The organism is Nocardia sp. NPDC004123 (assembly GCF_053603795.1).
Genome location: NZ_JBSGGG010000018.1, coordinates 54,983 through 70,782 on the forward strand (window position 1 = coordinate 54,983; position 15,800 = coordinate 70,782).

The following is a 15,800-nucleotide window of genomic DNA, read 5'->3' on the forward strand; positions in this document are numbered from 1 at the left end:
CTCGGAACCGCGGCGGCTGTCCAGGCCACGAGGAAGGGACGTGAGGTCATGGCCGAGACCCGTCTGCTGGAACGGGTGACCGCTTCGGACCTGTTCCTGCTGCTCTGGGACGACTACGGCTGGTCCACCGACATCGGCGGGCTCGCCATCCTCGACGGCACAAGCCTGCTCGACGAGGACGGCAGCGTCCGGCTCGACGTGGTCCGGCGACACCTCGAGCCGAGAATGCACTTGGTGCCTCGCTTCAGACAGCTGCTGTGCCGGCCTCGGCTCGGGCTGGGCTGGCCGCTGTGGATCGACGCGCCCTACTTCGACCTCGCTGAGCACATCCACGTCCATGCGCTTGCCGCGCCCGGCGACCAGGGCCAGTTGCTCCAGATATGCCAGCAACTGGCCGGGCGACCGTTCGATCCCGCCCGGCCGCTGTGGGAGCTGTGGCTGCTGCCCGGCCTGCCGGACCAACGGGTCGGCGCGTTCTTGAAGCTGCATCACGTCCTCGCCGATGGCCCGGCCGCGATGGCCGCATTCGGGGCGCTGCTCGACCGGACCGCCGACGCGCCCGTCGAGGGTGCACCGCCGTGGACGCCGACACCCACCCCGTCCACCGGTGAACTGCTTCGCGACAACCTGCGACGCCGCAGACACGAACTGGGGCTTGGGTGGTCGGGCCTTGTCCATCCGAGCAGAACACTGCGCCTTGCACGCCGCGCGTTGCCGGCCTGGCGGGAGGTGCTTACCGAAAAGCCCGCCCCACGAACGAGTCTCAACCACGCCGTAGGCCACGAGCGCCGACTGGCCATTGTCCGCGGCCGCCTCGACGCCATCAAACTCGTCGCCCATGTACATCACGCCACGGTCAACGACGTGGTGCTGACCGCGGTTGCCGGTGGCCTGCGCCAGCTGCTGGCGAGCCGCGGCGAGGATGTCCACGGGCTCGTCCAGCGCGCGATGGTGACCATCTCGCACCACGATGCGCGGCCCGGGGAAGCGCAAGGCAACACGCCCGGATGGATGATGGTCCCGCTGCCGGTCGGTGAGCCGGACTCGTCGTGCAGGCTCACGTTGATCGCCGCAGAGACAAGCGCACGGAGGGGCAAGGCTCGCCCCGAGGCGGGCAGCGGGATCTTCAGATTCGTTGCCGGCCAGCGCATCTGGTACCGGCTGTTTCCGCGGCAGCGGTCAGTGAACCTGGTCGTGAGCAACGTCCCGGGTCCGCCGATGCGGCTGTATCTCGCCGGCGCGCCGCTGCTGGAGGTGTTCCCCGTGCTGCCACCCATGGGCAACCTGACGCTTGTCGTCGCCGCCCTGTCGTACGCCGGCCAGCTCAACTTCACTGCCGCCGCTGACCAGGACAGCTGCCCGGACGTGGAGGTGTTCGCCCGCGGAGTGCGCGATGCACTCGATGACCTCGAGCATCCGATCCTCGGGTCTGAGACGGGCGGTCGGGCTGGTGCCACGGCGTCGGTACCGACACCTGACGCACCGGTTACCCCGCGTCGGTCACCGCGGTGACCGATCCCGCCTTATCGAATCAGCGATGCCAGCGGCAACGCCGGGCAAGGTTCGACGCCGCACCGGACACGCTGTCAGAGGGTGACGCCGAGTTGCTGCTCGGTTACCTGTGGTCGGCCGAGTGCATTGTCGCGGCACCGGGGGTCATCGAGGATCCAGCGGCGATCGGCGCGAACATCCGCTCGTGTTGCATGGTGCGCGAAGCAAGTGTCGCTCGCTGGGCTCGAAGAAGGCGGTGGGTGTGGGCCCGCAGTACAGTGCCGTGGTGGCTGTCACTGTGGAAACACTGACCGAGGTCGACGACGAGATCGTGGAGGCTTTCGACCGACTGCTGCCTCAACTGTCGGCGACGGCGAAACGATTGAGTCGAGAAGCGCTGGCGCAGTTGGCCTCTGCGGAGTCGACCACCGTCCTGGTCGCACGGAGCGATGGAAAGATTGTCGGGACGTTGAGTTTGGTGATGTTCCCGATCCCGTCGGGCATCCGAGCGCGAGTGGAAGATGTGGTGGTCGATGACTCGGCCCGCGGTCAAGGCATCGCTGCGGCCTTGATCGAGGAGGCCAAGACGCGGGCTGGTGCCGCCGGTGCACGGACGCTGGATCTGACTTCGCGAGCTTCGCGCTCGGCCGCCAACCGCCTCTATGAGCGGCTCGGATTCCAACCGCGCGAATCACGGGTCTATCGCTTCGCTCCGACCGATTGATCCCGCGCGGGCAGTTCGACAAGCGCACTACTTAGCCACATGGCGCGCTGACCGAACCAGCCAACGCGGGGCGTCGGCGGCCGGAACCCGGTGCGGTGCAGACCTTCCACAACTGCCGAGGCGAGTGCAGCCCTGTCACAGGGGTGCGGGCGATGATGTCTTTCATGCTTTCGTTGGCACCGCAGTAGATACGTCTGACGCGGCTGACCGCCCAGGTGCGCGGGAGATGGGGTATTCGCGAGCGAGGGCCTGAGCTCGTACGCGAGCAAGTGCGCTGCGGCAGGCGGCTATTCGGCTGCCCCTGCCAGGGCCGCGGTGGACCTGTGCGACACGACGAGAAGGCCGATACGCCTTGGCGATTCGAGCGAGAAGGCGTCGAAACGGCTGAGTGTTCTCGGTTCCACGGGTCGGGTGAATGCGTTTCCGGCGCAACGGCTTCCGTTGCGCCGGAAGCGAGCTACCGAGCGGCGGTGCTGCGAATGCGGCTTCTCAGAGAGCGCGATTATCGCTGGCCGCCGGCGGCCTCGACTGTGGTGCCGGTGAGGTAGGAGGCGTCGGGGGAGAGTAGGAACGCAGCGACCGCGGCGATTTCATGGGGTTCGGCTAGGCGGCCGAGCGCGGTCATCGATTTGATGACCGCCTCGGCGGGCGCGTCGCGCAGCGCCGGCGGGATGTAGCGGTTCGCTACTTCGGCAGCCATGTCGGTGGCGGTGCCACCCGGGGCGATCGCGTTGATCGAGATGCCGCGCTCGGCGAGTTCGGGCGCCAGGTTGAGTACCATCGCCGAGACCGCCGCCTTGCTGGCCGCATACAAGGTGTGCTGGTAGACACCGATGCGCGCGCTGATCGACGAGGTGAGCAGGATGCGCCCACCGGCGGTCATCGCCGCGGCTGCCGCCTGAGTGGCAAACAGCTGGCCGGCCACATTGGTGCGAAACACTCGTTCGAAGTCTGCGGGAGTGATCGACTCCAGCGCTCCGAAATGCTCGATGCCCGCGTTGCTGGCCAAGATGTCCAGCCCGCCGAACGCCGCGACCACCTGATCGACCAGCGCCCGGGTCTGGTCGGGGTCGCTGACGTCGGCGCGCAATGCCACTGCCTGGTAGCCCTTGTCGGTCAGCTCGGCGACGAGCGTGTCTGCGGACGACCGGTTCGAGACGTAGTTGACCGCGACCGCGGCACCATCGGCGGCCAGCCGGCGCGCGATCGCGGCCCCGATGCCGCGCCCGCCACCAGTAACCAGTGTGCGCTTGCCGGCCAGACGTGGAGAATCGCTCATGGTTCACTCCTCAACGAAATCGTTCGGACGAATGATTCGGCTCTAGAGCAGGACGTTCGATGTCTATCCCTACGCTCGCTCGGAACGGGTCATCGCCGTAAGCGTCTTGACGTCGAATCCGCCGATCCCAAGAATCTGGTGGACTTCCCGCGGGATTACTTCGAAGCCGCGATATCCACGGGCGACGAACGGTTCTTTGCGGCACAGGTCATCGAGCTCGGCCCTGGACATACGCCCGAAGACGATGATTCCGAGTTCGCCGTCGAGGCTCGGGCCGGAAAACAACACCTTGCCGGCCAGTTGCTGCTCGCGTATCCAGGCCAGGTGATCGTCGAGGCTGCTGTCGGTCGCCGTGTCTCGATCGCCAAGCCATCGGTGCAACGTCAAGTACCACATTTCAGCCTCCTCGGTACTCGGGTGCGACCCCTGTCAACGGTGCGCCAATTCACGCGCCGCAGACAACCCCCGCTTCCCGTACCGGGTCACCACAACAGAGCCCTCAGACTCCAGCGAGCTGGACAAGTTGAGCCAATCGCCACCATGAAACCAACCTCTGCGGCAGATATCGTGCTCAGCCACGACGGCCGTCCGGATGGTGGTGACCTACTGCGAGTCTCTGGTGTCGGTGAGTGTCGGTAGCGTCGGGGGTCGTGGAAACTGGGGAACGTATCCAAGAACTCGCGGACCGGATCGTCGCGCTGCGTGACGCCTACTACCAGGGTGCGCCGCTGGTCGCGGACGCCGAATACGACGCGGTCGAGGACGAACTGCGTGGCCTGATCGAGGCACATCCCGACCTCACGCCCGACCCGAATCCGCTGGAGCAGGTCGGCGCGCCCGCGGTGCTGCACGCCCCGATCCGGCACTCGCGTCCAATGCTGTCACTCGAGAAGGCGACCAAGCCCGACCAGGTCGCGGCGTTCTTCGCCCGCTTTCCCGGGCAGCCGGTCGTGGTGATGCCCAAGCTCGACGGGTTGTCACTGGCCATTGTCTTCGAGGACGGGCGGCTGGTGCGTGCGGTGACCCGGGGTGACGGCACCACCGGTGACGATGTGACCGTGCTGGTCCGTGCGCTGGTCGATGGTGTTCCCGAGCGCATCGACGTCCCGGGGCGGGTGGAGGTGCGGGGCGAGGCGGTGATGCTGCGGTCGACCTTCGCCGCCTACAACACCGCGCATCCGGACAAGCCGCTGATCAATCCGCGCAACGCCGCTGCGGGCACGCTGCGGGCGAAGGACCCGGCCACGGTCGCCGAGCGGCGCCTGCAGTTCTTCGGCTTCGACTTGGACACCTCGCCCGACAGCGCCGCGGTCGACCTGGAGGAGGGGTTGCGGGCGCTGGGCATCGCGGGCGCGCAGATGCGGCACTGCGCCGATGCCGAACAGGCGCAGACAGCGATCACCGCGATCGAGCAGAGCCGCAGCGAGCTGGACTACGACCTCGACGGCGCGGTGCTGCGGCTGGCCGACCGCGGCGCCTACGCGGCGGCGGGGACTCGGTCGAACTCCCCGCGTGGCGCGCTGGCGTTCAAGTTCGCCGCCGAGGAGAAGACCACGGTGCTCGACGACGTGGTCTGGGACGTCGGCAAGACGGGCAAGATCGTCCCGGTCGCCTGGCTCGAGCCGGTGTTCGTGGGCGGCACCACGGTCACCAAGGCCACGCTGGCCAATCAGGAGGTGATCCGCGCCCGCGACATCAAGATCGGTGACACGGTGCTGGTGCGCCGCGCGGGCGACGTGATCCCGTTCGTGGCGGGCGTACTCGACGCCTCCCAGCGCACGGGCGCCGAGCGCGAGATCGTGCCGCCCACCGTGTGCCCGTCCTGCGGGCAGCCGGTGACCGAGCAGGGCAATAGCCGAGAATTGTTCTGCACCAACGTTTCCTGTCCCGCGCAGACGGTGCGCAGGCTCATCCACTGGGCGTCGCGCGCGGCGGCCGACATCGACGCCATCGGGCAGGTGTGGATCGAACGTCTCGCCGAGGCCGGAATCCTGGAGCGCCCGTCGGACTTCTACACGCTGACCAAGGAACGCCTGCTCGAATTCGACCGCGTCGGCGAGATCTCGGCGCAGCGCATGATCGACTCGATCGACGCCAGCCGCCAGGTCGGCCTGCGCCGCGCACTGATCGGCCTGGCCATCCCCATGGCCTCCGACGGCACCGCCGCGCGCCTGGCCCGAGCCGGGTTCGGCTCCCTGGAAGAGGTCGCCGACGCAGGCGAGGAACGCCTGGTGGCGGTCGAGGACATCGGCCCGAAAGTCGCTGCCTCCCTGGCCGCGCACCTCACCCGCCTGCGCCCGGAACTGGCGCGGCTCCGAGAAGCCGGTGTCAGCCTGGACGTTCGGGAGGAAGACCTTCCCCCGGTCGTCGCGGCAGGCGCGCCCTTGGAAGGCAAAACGGTCGTGATCACCGGCGCCATCAGCGACCCGCGCTCCGGAGAGAAAGTCGCGCGCCCGACATTCCAGCGCCTGTGCGAGAAAGCCGGCGCGACAGCCGCGTCGTCGGTCTCGGCCAACACCGACATGCTCATCACCGGTGGGGGAGTCGGTGAGGCCAAGCTGGTCAAGGCGGAGAAACTCGGTGTCGCGGTCGTCGACCAAGCAGAAATCTGGAATCTGCTCATCGCCGCGAAGGTCGTCTAGACCCTCCAATTGCGGGGCGATGCGCGCCGCAGCATTGCAGGCCGACCGGTTGTGCCAGACTGGCGACCTCCCGTGCCTACCAGGGTTTCCGAAATGCACGGCCGGATCGGATACGTGAAACTCGTTGGCACCGGCCGTACTTCGGTGCTGCCGGGAACGCCCGGGCACTGTGCGGCGCACTGCGCGCGGCACCGCGCAGGAAATACACACCCCTCGGGTCACCGGTGGCGGACCTCAGACTCCCGTCACCCCGGTGACTCTCCGTAGGACCTCCGGTGCCCAGCGGTAGCGCTGGGCAGCGCATGCAGTGCCAGGGCCCTACGGCCCGGACGCCGTCTCCGCAGCGTCCGGGCCGTCCCCGCCTATCGGAAGGCCGGGCGGCACCTGGAACCGCCGTACAGTTGGGGCACCCGCCAGCAGGGCGGCTGCACTGTCCCGACCGGGTCGGCCGGCGACGGGTAGAATCCGCGAGGCAGTCGATCTCCTGCTCACACTTGATCTTTGCGGCGTTCGAACTGTTCCTCAATCGACGAAACTCCCCATTCCGCCGCATGCTGCGCAGTTGGAATCGGCCACGTGGTTCGGTCGGAAGGTCAATGTTCCGAGGGCAACTCGGACGGGTGCTGGGTTGTCGGCAGCGGACGGAAGGGCCGCTGGCCCCGCTGACCGACCGGCGGGTCCGCGCGGGATCGACTCGCTGAGGGTATCCGACCGGTGGTTGGTGGCACAGGGCCGATCGTGCCTGCTGTTTGCCGGCGTCGGTCTGCGCTGTTACCAGGGTGGGGGTCTTGTCGATGCGGTATCCGGGTGTGGCCGGGTGCCGGTTCTCCGTTGGGTCTCGGTGAGTGGGTTCGAACCTACGCGGTCGTGACCTGCGGACTTCCGCTGATATCAGCCTGAACTGGCGGCTGGTAGCCACGGAGCGGCCCGCCTGCAGCCGAGGCATCTCGTACCTGCGATCCATGCGCCACGGTGGTTTGTCGGTGGGTCGCCGTAGAGTTGCGTTCATGAGCATTTCGATGTGTCGGGGCGCGGGCGGGGACGAATTCGGTTGCGCGGCCGGTGGTTCGGATAGCACTGTGTTTGTCGTAAGTGATTCGGACGAAGGGCCATGGGGAGTGGCCCTCCGGGGGAAGGAATGAATGCCATGAACCGCAATATGATTCGCGGGGAGCATCGCGGCCCGAGGTTCGCCAAGAGCAGTTTCAGTTACGGTGGCGGCGATTGCGTCGAGGTCGCGTACCACGAAGGCCGGATCGCATTGCGTGATTCCAAGGATCGGCACAGCCCGACACTGTGGTTCACGAAATCTGAATGGCGAGCGTTCATGTCAGGTGTGCGGGCCGGCGAATTCGATTTCGGCCTCTGACGGGAAAGGTGGTGTCGCAGCGAGTTCGCTGCGACACCACCACCCCCACGTGCGGCCGACCCCTCGACGGCCGCTGGAAACAGGTCAATTGGTTACGATGCCGTGGATTTCGTCCCGGAGTTCGGCGAGGAATACGCGGGCATCGGCGTCGAATACGGCCATTCGAGTCAAAGCCACCCAGCGGCGGCGATGGGCGTCGACAAGTTCGGGGCCGCGAGTGACCATGCTTCCCGGGATCGGTTCCGCCGAGGCGAGTGCGTGGTCCTCGTTCTCGTAGATGACGAAACCGTGCGGGATCGTGGTGCTCGCCTCGATATCCTGCGGTATCACCCCGATGCTGACCGTATCGAGGGTCTCGATCGAGATGATCCGATCCAGTTGCGCGAGGAGCACGCGATGCGGGCCGGGCCGAAAGCGCAGGGCCGCTTCGGTAATCAGGAATTCGAAGCGCTTCGCGGGGTCGTACAGCACACGCTGGCGATCCAGGCGCGCGGCGAGCGCGGCCGCCAGAGCGTCGGGCGTATAGGGCGGATCGAAAGTGGCGAACACCCGGCGGGCGTAGTCGGCGGTCTGGAGCAGACCCGGCACCAGTGCGGGCTGGAAGTTCCGCACCACGTGCGCGTCCTCCTCGAATGCCCGTACGTCGTCCTGCAAATGCGGGCGCTCTGCGAGTGAGGCCGCCCAGTCCTGCACCTCGGGCGAGTGCGCCGCTGCGGTGAGGGTGCGCAAAGAATCCTGAGAATCCGCTTCTGCCCCAACCGCTTTGGCCCAGTCGAGCACCTGCGGTAGTGGGGGAACCACGTGGCCGGCTTCGATCCGAGACAACGTCGACTGACTGATTCCGACTCGTTTGGCCAACTCCCGCCCGGAGATTCCGGCCATGTCTCGCAACCGGCGCAGCTCCGCGGCCAACTGCTGGCGCGGGTGCGACTGGCGCGCAACGGAATTCGCGGCGGTCGCCGCCGCGACCGTCGCGCCCTCTGTCGGTTGATTCACTGGAACCATGATGATTCAGATCGAATCATCTTGATTCATGCGAGTCAAGACTCGGCCGGTCGCAACGGGAATCAGGGGGTGTGGGATCGGACACATGAGCGCACCGAGGAGCTGAACCATTGGGAGAGCAGGCTTGCCGAAGATCCCGACTGCCGCGACGGTTACGGTCGAGGCATCGTTGAGTGGCTGCGCGAATCGAAGGCAGCCGACCAAGACCTCATCGGCTTCTGGGGGTGGCCAGCGGCCACACAATCCCATGGCGAACCGGCTGCGCCTGCCTGGGCAGCCATAGGCGAGCATCCGCTGACCGTGCTGACCGAACCGGCCGGCACGGGGGACGGAAGATCAACTGGCCGTGACCATCCGGGGCTGACCGAAGGCGCCGTAATGCCGGATGGCGGCCAGTTCGGGTCAATCAGCGATCAGGGCTGTGAAAGCCGTGGGCCAGTCCACAAGGGTATGCCCGTCATACAGTTCGAAAGTCTTGCCTTGGGATTCGGGGTAGAGCAGGGCCGCGACCGCTGCCTGGGCAACGATCTCGCGGCTGACGCGACCGTCGCCGCGATCGCCCTGTTCGAGATGCGCACCGGTGGCAGGTGAATTCGTGAGCCAGCTGGGCCGGACGATCGCATAGGGTGTGCCGCTGTTCCGCAGCGCCTGTTCACCGGCTCCACGAGCGCGGATGATGCCTGCCATGTCGGGATGTTCGGCGGCGCGGGTGATGTAGATCTGGGAGATCAGAACGACGGGGATCTTCTGTGCGGCGGCCAGTTCGGCGAGCTGTCCGACTCCGGTGTGCATCACCGCCTCGGCGGCCGCGTCATCCACGGGCGGCTCGACCGAGACGATGATGCCGTCGACGCCGGCCAGCAACCGGGGATCGAGCCGGTCCGCCAGGTCGACCGCGACGCTCTGCTCGTCCCGAGGACGCCGGGTGCCGACGACCACCTCGTGACCGAGATTGCGCAGCAAGTCGACGGCTTGCCGGCCGGTGCGGCCCGTGCCTCCGATAACCAGGTACCTCATGAAACTCCTCTGTTGCGGAAAACTTGTCACCAGGGCAGGGGGTGGCCGTCGCGGAAGAAGCCCCCGGTTGGGCCGGAGTCGGGCAGGGTTGCGGCCCAGACGATTCCGGCCGCACCCTCGGCGACAGGGCGGCCGCCGGGGCCGCCCATATCGGTGGCCACCCAGCCCGGGCAGATGGAGTTGACCAGGATGTGGTCGGAGCGCAGCTCGGCGGCCAGCATGCGGGTGAGAGCGTTGAGGGCCACCTTGGTTGTGTTGTAGGCGGGGGTGCCGCCACCCATGCCGGTGAGGGAGGCGGCTTCGCTGGAAACGTTCACGATGCGGGGATGGGAGCTCTTGCGCAGCAACGGCAAGAAGGCCTGAACCATACGCCAGGGCCCGTAGAGGTTGGTTTCCGCGGCCTCGTGCACGACCGCCAGGTCCGCGGTCGCCGCGCGCTGCCAGGTGTCGTAGGTGATTGCGGCACTATTGATCAGGACATCCAGCCGACCGTGCACGCCTTCCACTTCCCGGGCCGCCGCCACGACACTGGCGTTGTCGGTGACATCCAGCAGCAATGGGAACGCCCCCACCTCTGCGGCGGCGGTCTTTCCGGCTTCCTCCGACCGAGCGCCCAGCAGCACAGTGAACCCGAGTTCGGCTAGCTGCCTGCAGACTTCCCGGCCGATCCCGCGGTTGCCGCCGGTGACCAGCGCGATATCGCTCATAACTATCGATCTTGCCGCCGAATCGCCAAGTCGTCGAGTCGCTTTCGCTCAACGGAGTCGGCAAGGCCCTCGAAGCTTCGCGGGTTCGACGACAGGCGCTGGAGTTTCGTGCTCAGCGGCCGTTGAGCAATAGTGCCTCGCGCACGGCGATGCAGAGCGGGCGAGGTATCGCGTTCTCGGCCACGAGCGCATCGGCCTCGGAGGCAATCGGTGTGTCGTAGCGTTCGATGACATCTCAACCATCCGCCCATGCCGAGTTGCGGATGATTTCGGTGCCGCCATATCCTTCGGCCGACCGGTTACGAGGACTCCTCGAGCAGGTACCGAGAACAGAACCACAAGTACGACAGGCAGATTCAGCCCAATCAAAGGATCGAGTCGGCAATGACCTGGTCGAGACCACGAATCACTCTCGGCGATGAACGTCGAATGCTCGAGAACATGCTCGACCGCAACCGCGCCGAATTGGTCAACACTTTGCGCGGCTTGTCCGAACAGGACGCCCGCCGTCGCCTCGTCGCGTCGATGACCACCCCGATCGGACTGGTCAAGCACGCCGCAGTCGCGCAGCGGATCTGGTTCCAGCACGTCCTGGCGGGTCTACCCGAGGGCGAATGCGACGGCGGCACGACGCCGGGCGATGCCAGTTTCGTCGTCGACGACAACGAAACCGTGGCCGACGTGATCGCCGAATTCGACCGCGGTAGCGAACGTTCCCGAGCGATCGCCGCCGACTTCGACCTCGACGACGTGCGGACCCACCCCCGCCTCGGCGAGGTGAGCCTGCGATTCATCTATCTGTTCCTGATCGAGGACTTCGCACGTCACGCCGGCCACGGTGACATTCTGCGCGAGCAGATCGAACATCCTTGAGCATTGTGCCGCACGACAATCCAACGACAGTCGGTGCAAGTGATCGCTCATGCCGCATGCCGCCTGACCGAACCGGCCAGCGCGGGGCAGCGAAAGATCAACGGGCAGAGTGCCGTACGACCGCCGGTAATGCGCGCTCATGCCAATGACCGAGAATTTGATGCGTCGGTATCAGCTGAGCGCGATCGCTGTCAGGATCAGGTCGTCTTCGATCCTCCAGCGACCATCGAACGAGTGCAGCGGTGACCCGCCGTCGATGACCCACCCCGATACCAGCAGCTCGGTATGGAACGTGCCCGCGCCGTCGCCGCCTGATTCCTCATCGACAGTGAAAGTGACGTGCGCGTCCTCGAATCCGAGCCAGCGCTTGGTTAGCGGAAACCACGCCTTGTAGGTCGTTTCCTTGGCGCAGAAGAGAACTCGGTCCAAGTTCAATCCAGAGGGGTTGGTCTGCAACCACTCTCGTTCCTGCGGCAGTGCCACGGAATCGAGTACCCCATCGGGCAGGCTCTCATTCGGTTCAGCGTCGATCGCAACCGATCGAAACCGCAGGTGATGAGCCAGAGCAGCAGCCTGGTATCCCTCGCAGTGGGTGAGGCTGCCTACGATCCCGCGAGGCCATACCGGCGCTCCGCGCTCACCTTTGCCGATCGCGACAGCTGGCTCACCTAGCGGCTGAAGTGCTTGACGGGCACAGTGCCGGGATCCGATGAATTCTCGGCGCCGCTTGTCCACTGATCGTGCGATGAGATGCTCTTCGGCCGGGTGGGGCTTGAGGTCCTCCGGGTATTCGAGCAGCTCAGCCGTCGCGACACCGGAAGAAAAAATCTTCTCGATCATCGCCTACGAGCGTAGCGGCACAACGCATTGCGGGCAGCTGCAAGCGCCTCGCGAATGCGCTGTAGTGCCGCATATCGCGCTGACCGAACCGGCCAGCGCGAGGCGACAGCGGCCGGAGCCCGGTGCGGTGCAGAACATCCGCTACTGCCGATGAGCGATCAGAATGTAGGCCCGCCTTGGGTCGCCGCGGCGGCAGTGGCTGAAGCGGGCTTGGTGCTGGCGGCGGCGTCGCCAGCGTGGTCGCCGGATTCCCTTTTGCAGCAAGTGTTTTCGATGCCGCCATCGCGAGCGCGGCCCGGGGCCGACAAGCCCGATCAGCCGATCGGTGGTGCGAGGTATTCCAGCGCATAACCATCGCCGGAAGGGGTTACGCGGGCGATGCCGGGTGAGTCGAGGTGGGCGCCGGCTACGAAGTGGTGTGGCTGGGTCAGTTGTTCGAGGAGGGCCGCTCGCGCGGCGCGGGCCTGGGACTGGTTGCCGTCGAGCTCCCAGGACACGTTCGGCTGATCGAATTGGAGCGTGGGAACGTGAACGGTGTCGCCCCAGACGAGAAGGTGGCCGGTGCTGCTCCTGACGTCGTAGACGGTGTGACCGGGTGTGTGGCCCGGTGTCGGGATCGCGGTGGTCCAGTCGTTGATCGCGACCTTCTCCGACACGGGTACGACCCGGTCGCGGATGGGTTCGAGCCGCCCGGTGAACACCGAGGTGTCGCCCGCGCCGATCCACACGCGCTCGAGTTTGGTGAACGCCTCTGCACCGTCCGGCGCGATCAGGCCGCTCACGTGGTCTTCGTGCCTGTGGGTGATGGCCACATCGGTGACATGCGCGCGGTCGATTCCCGCTTCGTCGAGCGCGTCGTAGATCAATCCCATGGTGGGGTCGTGCCAGACGTTGGACGCGCCGGTGTCGATGAGAACCGACCGCGTGCCGTCGGTGACGAAGAAGGCGTTGACCGACAGCCGCAAGTTGTCGCCGGCCAGCGGCACGACGGCCGGCAGCTCGACGAGCTCGCGCCCATCCTCGTCTCGGAGCCGTGTCGGCGGCATGTCGATGTACCCGTCCCGCAACGAGATCACCTGCAGATCACCGAATTCGAACGTCGCATGGTGCTGGCCACTCGAGATCAATCGCATGGAATCTCCGTCGTGTTGGGCGCATATCGCGCGTCTCCGATAGAAGACTACATCTTCTTTAGTAGAAATCTACACTGTGGGCAGCAAGGTACCCAGCGATCGAGGAGCATGGTGGTCGAGCAAGACGGAAACGCGGCCGAACCGCAGCGCGGTGACGACCTGGCCGGCGCGTTCGGCGCCAACGTGCGACGACGCCGCGAGGAGGCGGGCCTGACGCTGGAGCAGCTCTCCACACAGTCGTCGGTCAGCCGGGCGATGCTGTCCAAGGTCGAACGCGGTGAGAAGAGCCCGACGATCGGCGTCGCATCCAGGATCGCCCACGCGCTCGACGCGTCGCTCTCGGACCTGATCGGAGGGGCGGCTGCTGCCGCGTCTGGTGTGGCCGTTGTCCTGCGCAAGAACGACCGCCCCGTTTTCCGTGACCCGGAAACCGGCTTCGAACGGCACATGGTGTCAGCGGCCCCGGGCGCGGGAGGAGCCGAGATGGTCGCCCACTACCTCCCCGCACACGTCTCCACCGGGCTGCTGCCCGCGTATCCGCCGGGCACGGAGAAGCAACTCGTGGTGCTCGAAGGCACCCTCACCGTCGCGATCGGCGGCATCAGCGAGACCCTGAACACAGGCGACTCCCTGTTCCTCCAGGCTGACGCGGACCACGGCTTCGCCAACCGAACGAACGCGCCCTGCGAATACATCATGTTCATCTCGCGCAGAACCTGAACCGCCCAGATCCGAATAGCCGACCACCGTGTCGAATTGGGATAAGTACGGTGCCCGGCGAGGCATGGCCGCTTCCATGGGCTGCCACGCCCGTCCCCACTCGTCGCTGGTTGTCGCCACCTAACGTGTCTGGTTGCCATCGGCGCTTCAGCAAGATCGACGAAAAGCGCTGCCCTGCCGCATACGGCGCGGCTCGCCCCGGCCGGCCGAATGCACTGACATGCCGATGAGCGAGTACTTGCCCAGCCGAGCGGAGAATCCGGTTGGCTGGGGCTGCCGTTCGAGTGCCGGTCGATCAAGGTTTGTCGAGCGGGGTCAGTTGGATGATCGGGATTGTTCGGCCCGCCTGGCCCGCCTCCCGACGGTACGGGATGTAGGCCGGGAAAACCCGATCGGCGATGGTCCAGAGTCGTCGGCGCTCGTCCTCGTCGCATATCACTGTCGCGCGCATAGGGGCCCCAGCAAAGACGACATCGGGATTGGCCAAAAGGTTGTAGTACCAACCAGGATTGGTTGCACTGCCCGCGTTGGACGCCGCGATGACGACGTGATCGCCGTCCGTGAAGTAGATGACGGCGTTGCGTCGCCGTGCGCGCGTCCTGGCACCCTCGGTCTCCAGCACCGCCGTCGGGAAAATGAGCGTCGTTGCCAGGCGGCCGCGCGTGAGCCGCAGCAACAGCGGATCGAGCTTCCACGCGAAGTGACGAGAGATCAATCTCGGCAGGCGACCGGCGGCGAGAGCCGAGTAAGCCCTTGCGAACCATCCAGGCCGACCGGTCGCATCGACCGGTCTCGAGCGCAACATGTGTGCTCCGGTGGTGCCAGCGACGGCGATCTTCATGGTGGACCCCCTCCGAATTGAACTACTACATGGCATAGTAGTTCAATTCGGTCGGCGCACAAGGATTTTGCGCGCCAGGCTGCCGCATCGAAGATCCGTCTGCCCGAGCGTCTGCACAAGCTCGCTCGACGCCGCGCTAGCCCGGCACGGACGCCTACATGCGCCACAACGAATGTCCGCTCCTGCCGCATACCGCGTTGACCGAACCGGCCAGCGCGGGGCATCGGAAGATCAACGGGCAGAGGTCATCTCGGCCACGGGCAGTGTGCGCTCATGCCGATGAGCGATCCTTTGGCCGGTCGACGGCGTCGCCGCGCAGATCACGACACCGGTACCATCGCCGATCCCGACGAAGAGGGGTATTTCACCGGCCGGCCGCAGCGCCTGTACGGCATGATCCCGGGCGAGAAGAAGCTGGTCTGCTTCACCGCCTCCGAAAGAGCCGCCGGACACTGCGAGCCGATAGCTTGGTCACTCGCCGCTCAGCGGTTCTTCGACTTCGACGACGATCGCCTCGACCCCGCCGCCTCCTGAGGCAGTGAAACCAGGTGGCATGCACGTGCTTTCACATGTCTCAGTCTTGCGATGGTCCTGTGGATCGACGCATTCGAACGTCCGCGAATGCCCGCGGGCGTGGTCCGTGCTCATCCCTTGATCGCGAAAGATCGCGCCCATACGCGTGGATCTGGGGCCGGACGGCAGCGCGGATCATTTTGCGGTGGTGGGAATGTCGGTCATGCGCGCGTCGTAGCCGGTTTCCGGGTCGACGACGCGGCCGGCGGCCCACCAGTTCTCGCGGGCTGTTTCGAGGATCATCATCAGAATGTCTTCTTCCGGGACGTCGGCGAACACCCGCAGATTGGCGACGATCTCCTGGAACAGTTCGTTCTTCTGCTCGGCGGTGCGCTGGTTGAAGGACAGCTGGATGAGCATGGTGCGCTCACCGCGCGGCAGGCCGAACACGATCGGCTGCATGTGGAAGTTGTCGGGTGTGACCTCGAGGAAGACGTGAAACTGGTCGTCCTGGGGGATCTTCAAGACGTCGACCATGGCTTTGTGGAGGGCGGCGGAGACGTTTCGGCGGTACTCGGGCGTGGTTCCCTGGCGTAGGTAGATGGTGATCAGCGGCATTGTCGTTTCCTTTCGGTGCGTTGTGTGG

16 protein-coding genes are annotated in these 15,800 nt (G+C 66.1%); 7 read left to right on the forward strand and 9 right to left on the reverse strand.

The window, feature by feature from the left end:
* Positions 1 to 48: 48 nt before the first annotated feature.
* Both ACWEQQ_RS26100 and ACWEQQ_RS26105 read left to right on the forward strand, forming a co-directional pair.
* The gene (locus ACWEQQ_RS26100) at positions 49 to 1,512 is read left to right on the forward strand and encodes a wax ester/triacylglycerol synthase family O-acyltransferase (RefSeq protein WP_452350055.1); all 1,464 of its coding nucleotides are present in this window, start codon (positions 49 to 51) and stop codon (positions 1,510 to 1,512) included.
* Positions 1,513 to 1,777: 265 nt separating this feature from the next.
* A complete protein-coding gene (locus tag ACWEQQ_RS26105; protein ID WP_452350056.1) occupies positions 1,778 to 2,215 on the forward strand; it encodes a GNAT family N-acetyltransferase in 438 nt (145 codons plus the stop codon).
* Between the two features lie 502 nt (positions 2,216 to 2,717).
* Here ACWEQQ_RS26105 and ACWEQQ_RS26110 read toward each other — a convergent pair.
* A complete protein-coding gene (locus ACWEQQ_RS26110; RefSeq protein WP_452350057.1) occupies positions 2,718 to 3,494 on the reverse strand; it encodes an SDR family oxidoreductase in 777 nt (258 codons plus the stop codon).
* Between the two features lie 69 nt (positions 3,495 to 3,563).
* Positions 3,564 to 3,890 carry a YciI family protein gene (locus ACWEQQ_RS26115; protein WP_452350058.1) on the reverse strand — a complete coding sequence of 109 codons (327 nt, stop codon included), beginning with the start codon at positions 3,888 to 3,890 and terminating at the stop codon, positions 3,564 to 3,566.
* Positions 3,891 to 4,144: 254 nt separating this feature from the next.
* Between ACWEQQ_RS26115 and ligA the strand changes: the two genes are divergently transcribed.
* Positions 4,145 to 6,136 (forward strand): NAD-dependent DNA ligase LigA, encoded by a 1,992-nt coding sequence (gene ligA, locus ACWEQQ_RS26120; protein ID WP_452350059.1) that lies wholly within the window; start codon positions 4,145 to 4,147, stop codon positions 6,134 to 6,136.
* Between the two features lie 1,159 nt (positions 6,137 to 7,295).
* Positions 7,296 to 7,505 carry a DUF397 domain-containing protein gene (locus tag ACWEQQ_RS26125; protein WP_379384162.1) on the forward strand — a complete coding sequence of 70 codons (210 nt, stop codon included), beginning with the start codon at positions 7,296 to 7,298 and terminating at the stop codon, positions 7,503 to 7,505.
* 84 nt (positions 7,506 to 7,589) lie between these two features.
* Here the strand turns inward: ACWEQQ_RS26125 and ACWEQQ_RS26130 are convergent, their stop codons facing one another.
* The 3 genes from ACWEQQ_RS26130 to ACWEQQ_RS26140 all read right to left on the reverse strand — a co-directional run bounded on the left by ACWEQQ_RS26130 (position 7,590) and on the right by ACWEQQ_RS26140 (position 10,234).
* A complete protein-coding gene (locus tag ACWEQQ_RS26130; protein ID WP_452350060.1) occupies positions 7,590 to 8,510 on the reverse strand; it encodes a helix-turn-helix domain-containing protein in 921 nt (306 codons plus the stop codon).
* A gap of 402 nt (positions 8,511 to 8,912) precedes the next feature.
* Positions 8,913 to 9,527: an SDR family oxidoreductase gene (locus ACWEQQ_RS26135; RefSeq protein WP_452350061.1), complete on the reverse strand. Its 615-nt coding sequence runs from the start codon at positions 9,525 to 9,527 to the stop codon at positions 8,913 to 8,915.
* A gap of 26 nt (positions 9,528 to 9,553) precedes the next feature.
* Complete coding sequence (locus ACWEQQ_RS26140) at positions 9,554 to 10,234, reverse strand: SDR family oxidoreductase (RefSeq protein WP_452350062.1); 681 nt, start codon at positions 10,232 to 10,234, stop codon at positions 9,554 to 9,556.
* 384 nt (positions 10,235 to 10,618) lie between these two features.
* Here ACWEQQ_RS26140 and ACWEQQ_RS26145 point away from each other — a divergent pair, with 384 nt between their 5' ends.
* Positions 10,619 to 11,107, forward strand: coding sequence for a DinB family protein (locus ACWEQQ_RS26145; RefSeq protein WP_452350063.1), 489 nt, complete (start codon positions 10,619 to 10,621; stop codon positions 11,105 to 11,107).
* Positions 11,108 to 11,278: 171 nt separating this feature from the next.
* Here ACWEQQ_RS26145 and npt read toward each other — a convergent pair whose 3' ends face one another.
* A complete protein-coding gene (gene npt / locus ACWEQQ_RS26150; RefSeq protein ID WP_452350064.1) occupies positions 11,279 to 11,947 on the reverse strand; it encodes a 4'-phosphopantetheinyl transferase Npt in 669 nt (222 codons plus the stop codon).
* Positions 11,948 to 12,261: 314 nt separating this feature from the next.
* Positions 12,262 to 13,080: an MBL fold metallo-hydrolase gene (locus tag ACWEQQ_RS26155; protein WP_452350065.1), complete on the reverse strand. Its 819-nt coding sequence runs from the start codon at positions 13,078 to 13,080 to the stop codon at positions 12,262 to 12,264.
* Positions 13,081 to 13,191: 111 nt separating this feature from the next.
* Here ACWEQQ_RS26155 and ACWEQQ_RS26160 point away from each other — a divergent pair, with 111 nt between their 5' ends.
* Complete coding sequence (locus tag ACWEQQ_RS26160; protein ID WP_452350066.1) at positions 13,192 to 13,800, forward strand: helix-turn-helix domain-containing protein; 609 nt, start codon at positions 13,192 to 13,194, stop codon at positions 13,798 to 13,800.
* 295 nt (positions 13,801 to 14,095) lie between these two features.
* On the opposite strand, the gene ACWEQQ_RS26165 is transcribed toward ACWEQQ_RS26160, so the two are convergent.
* Entirely contained in the window at positions 14,096 to 14,641 is a 546-nt protein-coding gene (locus tag ACWEQQ_RS26165; protein WP_452350067.1) for a nitroreductase/quinone reductase family protein, read from the reverse strand.
* A 279-nt stretch (positions 14,642 to 14,920) separates the two neighbouring features.
* Here ACWEQQ_RS26165 and ACWEQQ_RS26170 point away from each other — a divergent pair, with 279 nt between their 5' ends.
* Positions 14,921 to 15,175, forward strand: a complete 255-nt coding sequence (locus ACWEQQ_RS26170) for a hypothetical protein (protein WP_452350068.1) — start codon at positions 14,921 to 14,923, stop codon at positions 15,173 to 15,175.
* A 174-nt stretch (positions 15,176 to 15,349) separates the two neighbouring features.
* Here ACWEQQ_RS26170 and ACWEQQ_RS26175 read toward each other — a convergent pair whose 3' ends face one another.
* The gene (locus tag ACWEQQ_RS26175; protein ID WP_452350069.1) at positions 15,350 to 15,772 is read right to left on the reverse strand and encodes a tautomerase family protein; all 423 of its coding nucleotides are present in this window, start codon (positions 15,770 to 15,772) and stop codon (positions 15,350 to 15,352) included.
* Between the last annotated feature and the right edge of the window lie 28 nt (positions 15,773 to 15,800).